Below are 8008 nucleotides of genomic sequence, written 5' to 3'. Positions count from 1 at the left end.
GGCTCATCAATATGGATAACTTCCAGTTGCTCTGGTTTCTCAAAATCAGCAATTGTATCGCCAATATCAAAACCGTCAATACCAACAACTGCACATATATCGCCAGAGCTTACTTCTGTAGCTTTAACTTTACCCAAACCTTCAAAAGTATAAAGTTCTTTTATTCTTGATTTTTGGATAGTACCATCGCGCTTTACCAAAGATACCGGTTGGTTTTCTTTAATAGTACCACGAGCCACACGACCGATAGCAATACGGCCTACGAATGAAGAATAATCCAAAGAAGTGATCTGCATTTGTAAGGTGCCTTCAGCTATAGGCGCAGGAGGAATATTAGCTAATATAGCATCCATTAACGGGAAAATATCCTCAGTAGGTTTTTTCCAGTCGGTGCTCATCCAGCCTTGTTTTGATGAACCGTAGATAACCGGGAAATCCAGCTGATCTTCAGTAGCTTCAAGGTTGAAGAATAATTCAAATATCTGTTCGTAAACTTCTTCGGGACGACAGTTCTCTTTATCTACTTTGTTTACAACCACAATTGGTTTTAAGCCTAAAGCTAAAGCCTTTTGGGTTACAAAGCGGGTTTGAGGCATAGCGCCTTCAAAAGCATCACAAAGTAATAATACACCATCAGCCATTTTCAATACACGCTCAACCTCACCGCCAAAATCGGCGTGACCAGGTGTATCAATAATGTTAATCTTAACGTCTTTATACATTACCGAAACGTTTTTTGATACGATGGTAATACCACGCTCACGTTCCAGGTCATTGTTGTCCAATATTAATTCACCAGTTTCCTGGCCATCACGAAAGATGGCGCAGCTGTGTAAAATTTTGTCAACCAAAGTGGTTTTACCGTGGTCAACGTGTGCGATGATCGCAATGTTTCTTATTTTTTGCATGAAAAATGCTCTTCTGATTTTGGCGCAAAGGTAACGTTAATATATGAGATTTTAAAGCGTTGTCAAGTTATGGGTAAAGATTTATACAATTCTATTACCAAAGGGTGGTAACCGCGCAAGCTTTAAAGTGCTGATCGGYAGAGATAATAGTGATATTTTCGGTAGTAGCCTGGGAGATTATCAGGCGGTAAAAGGATCGCCGTGGCGATCAGGTAAATTCAAGCTAATTTATAAAAACTCTACCTCCCAAATCCCCAACTCAAAAACTTCCCCATAACCCTACCCCAGGTTTCGGCATTATGGCTGCCACCTACCACTTCAACATACTGTATATCAGCAGGACGGGTATAGCCTTTGCCTTCCAGTTCTTTAATCAGGTCGATTGTATCGTCAATGGCATCTATGATCCCGTTTTTATTCCTATCGCTGGTTTCATCTTTGGTACCTGTTTGCAGCCAGAATTTCAAGTTGGGTTTGCCTTCGGTTTCTCTTACAAGTGCATGAGCTATCCGGTCGTTATCGGTATAACCTTTTGTAAGATCTTTGCTTCTCCACCAGAATGATCCGGAGAACACCCCAACCTTATCAAATAAATCCGCATTATTCCAGCAAATATCAAATGCCGATAGTCCCCCCAAAGAAAAACCGGCGCAGGCTGTAGTTTCAAATTCGCTGATACCGGTTTGTTCTTTAATCTGTGGCAACAGTTCAGTTATAATAAACCGGGTATAAATATCAGCTTTAATACCACGCTTTTTAAAATCAGGCTTGCCCGCAACGCCATATTCCTGCAGGCGTTCGTCGCCCGCGTGTATGGCTGCAACCAATAGTGGTTTTATGCGATTACAGTTGTATAGCTGCTCCAGCGTTTGCGTAAGTTGTAGGTTTTCAAGCTCCTGACCGTCGTTTAGTAATAGCAGGCTTAGGGGCTCTGCAATTTCCTGCTCATCGGGCATTAAAAGGGTACATATCACTTCCCTGTTAAGCAGTTTGGAGGTTACAATTATATTTTTTTCGGTTATCACCATCTCAGTTTCAGCCCAGCCCAAATACATATTATGTTAAATTTAAAGGGCACAAAAGTACGCTATGTTTTTAATTTATTAAGCTAATGTTTTTATTTATCAGTTAGTTGCCTTTTTCAGTTAAACCGCTTAACTTACATTCTGAAAACATAAACCGACCATTTTGACAGAAAAATATCACCGCTGGTACTCGCCAAACTTAAACTTACACGTTGAAATGCTGGTATTTGGCGATAGGGGTTTTCCTGTTATCCTATTCCCAACAACCAAAGGTCGCTATCATCAAAACAAGGATTTTGGCTTAATAGATAGCGTGAAATGGTTTGTAGATGAAGGTCTGGTGAAAATTTACTGCCCCGATACACTTGACGACCGTACCTGGTACGACAAAGGTATCCATGCGGCCGACCGGGCCCGCAACTACAGCTGGTACGATAAAATGTTGCTTAATGAGTTGGCACCCTGGGCTATGCACGAAACCGGCGTAGGCAAAGTAGCCCTTGCCGGTTGTAGTTTCGGTGGATACCACGCGGCCAATTTCGCTTTTAAACACCCGGAGAAAGTGGCTCACCTGTTTACGATGGGCGGTGCATTTGATATTAAAATGTTTACCGATGGTTTTTACAATGATGATGTTTTTTACAACAACCCGGTAGATTATTTGCCAGGCAGCGACCGTGGCGAATTATGGCAGATAAACATCATCCTCGGCACGTCAGAACATGATATCTGCAAAGACTATAATATTCAGCTGTCAAACATTTTAAACAATAAAGGCATTAACCATTGGTTGGATATCCGTCCGAATGCCAGTCACGACTGGCCGATATGGCAGGAAATGTTTCCACATTATTTATCAACCATAAAGTAAGATGATGGAGCAAGGATAAAAGATCAAGGACTAAAAATCGGATGAATAAGGAATGAAAGGATAAAAGACAAGCATCTACAAACAGTAACTACATATTAACTATAACTATGAAAAAAATAGGCATCTTATTCGGACAGGAAAATTCATTTCCGCAGGCATTTGTGGATCGAATAAACCAGAAGGCCGAGAAAAATATTTCGGCGGAGTTTGTCCGCATTGATAAAGTAATGCAGGCCGGGCCTTTGGATTACGCTGTAATTGTCGACCGGATTTCGCAGGATGTGCCGTTCTATCGCGCGGCACTAAAAAATGCAGCTATTTGTGGTACTGCCGTTATCAATAACCCATTTTGGTGGAGCGCCGATGAAAAGTTTTTTAACAACGCGCTGGCTGTTAAAATTGGCGTGCCGGTACCTAAAACTGTAATCCTGCCATCAAAAGATCTGCCTGATGATACAACCGACAGGTCATTCCGTAACCTTGCTTATCCTTTAGATTGGGAAGGTATATTTAACTATGTGGGTTTCCCGGCCTATATGAAACCATTTGACGGCGGTGGGTGGAAAGAGGTTTATAAACTGGAAAACGAGGAAGACTTTTTTGATAAATACAACCAAACGAAACAGTACGTTATGATGCTGCAGGAAGAGGTTATTTTTGATGATTACTTCCGTTGTTATTGCATTGGCGGCAAACATGTACGCATTATGCAGTACGAGCCCCGTAATCCACATCACCTGCGTTACGAGCATGGCAAAGCGCCCGCATCAAAAAAATTATTGGAAACGGTTAAAGATTATGTGATAAAACTTAACCAGTTTTTGGGCTACGACTTTAACACGGTTGAGTTTGCTATCCGCGATGGGGTGCCTTATGCTATTGATTTTTGCAACCCGGCCCCTGATGCCGAAGTAACCAGTGTAGGCCAGGAAAACTTTGAATGGGTGGTAGAAACCGCCGCCGATTACGCCATAGAGCGCGCCAAAAAACAAAAAGACGGCATTGATAACCTTACCTGGGGCGAATATGTGAAAACATCGGCAGCAAAAACGCCATTGGTAAGTATTAATAAACCTAAACCCGCCAAGGCAGATGTATCTGTAGGCACGATTGATCATGCTATTGAGACTGACGGGAAAGTAAAGAAAGAGAAGGTGGTAAAAGCGAAGAAAGCGGTGAAAGCGTAATCTAATCCAGGCAATGCCGACCCCCAACTGGTCGGATTGACTTCCCGGGACAAGTGACTTGCCGGACGATAAAAAGCGCTGGTGAATGTGCGATCCCTTACTTTGGGAACGAGGAAAGTTGCAGTTAAATAGGGGAATCACCCGGTTTAGAAACCTAAAGTTTTGCCTCTTGATATCCGCTGTTTTTCTTCTGCTGTTGCGGTTTTGTTGCGTTTTGTATTTTATGACAATTCATAATTTACTAACTATCAAATAGATAAAATTTTTTACTGTTTCACCTGTTGCGAACGCAACACACGACAGTTTTTGATATATAAAATGGATACACACAGTAGCCCCCGGAAAAAATCTTTCGAACCCTGAAGGTTTTATATCCGTTGCTATCATAACCCTAACCAATTATGAACGAGTTTACCTTAGGTGTTGAAGAAGAATTTATGGTGATTGACCCTGTTACCAGGGAACTAAAATCGCATGAGCAAAGAATTGTGGATAGCGCGCAAAAGATCCATGAGGACCAGGTGAAGGCCGAAATGCACCAGGCCGTAGTGGAAGTAGGCACTCATATTTGCAAAAACACCCAGGAAGCCCGCAAAGAAGTAGGCAAACTGCGCACCACGGTTGCCCAACTTGCAGGTGATATCGGCCTGCGTATTGGCGCTGCGGGAACACACCCGTTCTCGCACTGGCAACACCAGCTGATCACCGATCATCCGCGCTATTTCGAGATAGTGGATGAAATGCAGGATGCTGCCCGCTCAAACCTTATTTTTGGCTTACATGTACACGTTGGCATCCAATCGCGGGATATGGCCATTCATATTGCCAACCAGGTAAGGTACTTTTTGCCGCATATTTACGCGCTGTCAACCAATTCGCCCTTTTGGGAAGGGCGTAATACCGGGTTTAAATCATTCCGTACAAAGGTATTTGATAAATTCCCACGCACCGGCATTCCTGATTATTTCAGCAGCATTGAGGAGTATGATAATTACATCAAACTGCTCGTAAAAACCAATTGTATTGATAATGCCAAAAAGATCTGGTGGGATATCAGGGTACATCCATTTTTCGAAACTATCGAATTCCGCATTTGTGATTGCCCCATGCTGGTTGATGAAACAATTGTTTTCACTGCGCTTTTCCAGGCACTGTGCGCCAAGCTATATAAACTCAGGCAACAGAACATGAAGTTCATTACCTACTCACGTGCGCTTATTAACGAGAACAAATGGCGCGCCGCACGATATGGTATTGATGGAAAGATGATTGATTTTGGTAAAGAAATGGAAGTAAATACCCGGTCGCTCATATTGGAATTACTTGATTTTGTTGACGATGTAGTTGATGACCTCGGCTCGCGCGACGACCTCCAATACGTACACAAAATACTGGAACACGGCACCGGCGCCGACAGGCAGTTGGCCGTTTACCAGCAAAACAATAACTTTGAAGACGTGGTTGACTATATTACCTCGCAAACGTTGAAGGGGCTATAGACAGCCAAACCCTTCCCGGTAGGGAGGGCTTTTATATTATATATTATTAAAAAAACAAAAGTTTCCTTTACCGGGGGAGATTTAGAGGGCTTATGAAACCGGAAATAAAAGTAGCCATACTTGATCTGTATGATGGGATAGCGAACGAGGGTATGCGCGGTTTCCAGGATATTTTAAACAGGTACAAAACACAGCACGATTTAAATATTACCTACAAAATTTTTGATGTTCGCAGGGGTTGCGAAGTACCAGGACTTGATTTTGATATCTATATTTCAAGCGGTGGTCCTGGTAATCCGCTTTATGAAGGTACAGAGTGGGAGAAGAAATATTTCAGGCTGACCGACAAACTGGAGGATCATAATTTATCAAACAATACAGATAAAAAACATGCGTTGTTTGTGTGCCACTCTTTCCAGCTGATGTGTCGTAAATACGAATTGGGTGATATTAATACCCGCCGTTCACCATCATTTGGGGTATTGCCCGTTAATAAAACTATCGAAGGCTTCAACGAACCTGTTTTTGAAGGCCTTGCCGAACCATTTTATACTGTGGATTCGCGCAGCTGGCAGGTGATAAACCCCAACCGAAAACGGTTTAAGGAATTAAACATGCAATTGGTAGCTATTGAAAAAGAACGCCCCCACGTTGACCTTCCCCGGGCTATGATGGCCGTCCGTTTTAATGAGTATTTTTTTTCTACGCAGTTTCATCCCGAAGCTGATGCCAACGGCATGCGAAATCTTTTGTTAAAAGAAGAAAAGAAAGACGAAGTTATAAACGAACATGGCGATGTGAAATACAAAGAAATGCTGCAGCACCTTGCCGATCCGGATAAGATCACCCTTACGCAAAACACTCTTATCCCTAATTTTTTAAATCAGGCGGTATTGAGCTTACAGGGCGTTTCGTAAACTTCCTTATAAATAATAAAGCCGCACCTTTACTGGCTGCGGCTTCGTTATAAAAATTTAGGTTATGTTTTACTGTTTAGCATCCGCGTTAAATAACTTCCCTTTGTCAACCTTTTCAATCACCATACCATCGGCCAGTGTTTTTGATATAGCTGCATACGGAGCAGATACTACTTCATCGCCGCTTTTAAGACCGCTTAATACCTGGATGTAAGTATCATTCTGGATACCGGTAGTTACCTGCACCTGTTTAAGTTTGTTGCCGTTCAACACAAAAACGTATTCTTTAGATGGTTGCGATATTTGCGGCTTGCTCTTATCGTCATCTTTCTTCGGCGGGCCGTTCTGCTCTTTTTTCTCCTCGCGGGTAGTTACTGATTGAATTGGCACCGATAACGATTTAACCTGGTTGGTATTAATATCAACTGTAGCTGTCAATCCCGGACGGAACGGCGACGGGTTATCAGCAGTTTTTTTAAGCAAACCTGCATATGATGCAGCATTGATCCTAACCTTAACGGTAAAATTGGTCACCTGGTCGGCAGTTGTACCCACTACATTGGCCGAACTTCCTATCTCAGAAACCACACCGGTAAATTTCTTGCCTAAAAACGCATCAATCTCGATGTTTGATGAATCGCCCAAAGAGATGCGGTTAATATCGTTCTCATTTACATCAACATTAACATCCATTTTGCTCAAATCAGATATGGTCATGATCTCGGTACCTGCAAATTGCTGTGTACCCAAAACACGCTCGCCTAATTCAATTGAAAGTTTAGATACTACACCATCTACAGGTGAGTAAATAGTTGTTTTAGCCAGGTTATCCTGAGCTTCTTTAACTGATGCCTGTGATTGAGCCAAACCAAATTGCGAACCAATAACGTTTTGCTTTGCAGCCTCAAATGATGCTTTTGCACCCTCAAACGCTGCTTTGGCATTTTCAAATTCTGATACCGTAAGCACTTTGTTTTTATAAAGCTCCTGGCTGCGTTTAAAAATACCGGCCTGGTTGTTAAAAGTAGCTTCGGCTTGTTTCAGCATCTGGCCGGAGTTACCTACACTTGCCTTTTGAGTATTGTATGATGCAATTGCRCGGTCGTAACCAGATTTTAATATGTCCGGCCTGATTTTACAAAGCAATTGTCCTTTTTTAACCACGTCGCCTTCCTTTATAGGCAGTTCAACTACCTCGCCCGAAACTTCGGGGCTTATTTTAACCTCAATATGTGGTTTTATTTTGCCGCTGGCAGATACTGTTTCATTAATTACACGCACATCAGCTTTTTCGGTAGCTACCTGTGTTAAAGCCGGCTTACCTATTACACCTGTCGCTTTAAGTATGATCAGCAGAACAACCAGAGAGCCAAGCCCTATCAGAATATATTTAGTAGTTTTTCCCATGATAATGAGTTTGGATATTTACGGTTTTAGATTTTTATAATTATAATGTTATAGGATTGCCCAGGTAATAATCAATAACCTTAGCTCTGAATACAACCATATACTGCGCCTCAATCATATCAAACTGCGATTTATTAAGATTAGTTAATGATGTATTATAATCCAATGAATTTACCAAACCAACGGTATAACGC

The 8008-nt window shown here is 42.0% G+C and carries 7 protein-coding genes; 4 read left to right on the top strand and 3 right to left on the bottom strand.

Going from position 1 to position 8008, the window contains the following annotated elements; all coding sequences use genetic code 11:
* Positions 1-908: GTP-binding protein (locus tag AC1DPZ_RS17790; protein ID WP_477405824.1), on the bottom strand; the 908-nt coding region annotated here is incomplete at its 3' end.
* Between the two features lie 239 nt (positions 909-1147).
* On the bottom strand, positions 1148-1963 hold the full coding sequence (locus AC1DPZ_RS17785) for an alpha/beta hydrolase (protein WP_477405822.1): 816 nt from the start codon (positions 1961-1963) through the stop codon (positions 1148-1150).
* 133 nt (positions 1964-2096) lie between these two features.
* Between AC1DPZ_RS17785 and AC1DPZ_RS17780 the strand changes: the two genes are divergently transcribed.
* From AC1DPZ_RS17780 to AC1DPZ_RS17765, 4 genes are all read left to right on the top strand, one after another.
* On the top strand, positions 2097-2804 hold the full coding sequence (locus AC1DPZ_RS17780; protein WP_477405820.1) for an alpha/beta fold hydrolase: 708 nt from the start codon (positions 2097-2099) through the stop codon (positions 2802-2804).
* A 107-nt stretch (positions 2805-2911) separates the two neighbouring features.
* A complete protein-coding gene (locus AC1DPZ_RS17775) occupies positions 2912-3991 on the top strand; it encodes an ATP-grasp domain-containing protein (protein ID WP_477405817.1) in 1080 nt (359 codons plus the stop codon).
* A gap of 401 nt (positions 3992-4392) precedes the next feature.
* Positions 4393-5490 carry a carboxylate-amine ligase gene (locus AC1DPZ_RS17770; RefSeq protein ID WP_477405815.1) on the top strand — a complete coding sequence of 366 codons (1098 nt, stop codon included), beginning with the start codon at positions 4393-4395 and terminating at the stop codon, positions 5488-5490.
* A 92-nt stretch (positions 5491-5582) separates the two neighbouring features.
* Positions 5583-6407 (top strand): type 1 glutamine amidotransferase, encoded by an 825-nt coding sequence (locus AC1DPZ_RS17765; RefSeq protein WP_477405813.1) that lies wholly within the window; start codon positions 5583-5585, stop codon positions 6405-6407.
* Positions 6408-6476: 69 nt separating this feature from the next.
* Here the strand turns inward: AC1DPZ_RS17765 and AC1DPZ_RS17760 are convergent, their stop codons facing one another.
* Positions 6477-7814 carry an efflux RND transporter periplasmic adaptor subunit gene (locus AC1DPZ_RS17760; RefSeq protein WP_477405811.1) on the bottom strand — a complete coding sequence of 446 codons (1338 nt, stop codon included), beginning with the start codon at positions 7812-7814 and terminating at the stop codon, positions 6477-6479.
* Positions 7815-8008: the final 194 nt, after the last annotated feature.

The organism is Mucilaginibacter sp. P4_G9, assembly GCF_056400985.1.
This window is presented reverse-complemented; position numbering and strand designations above follow the sequence as displayed.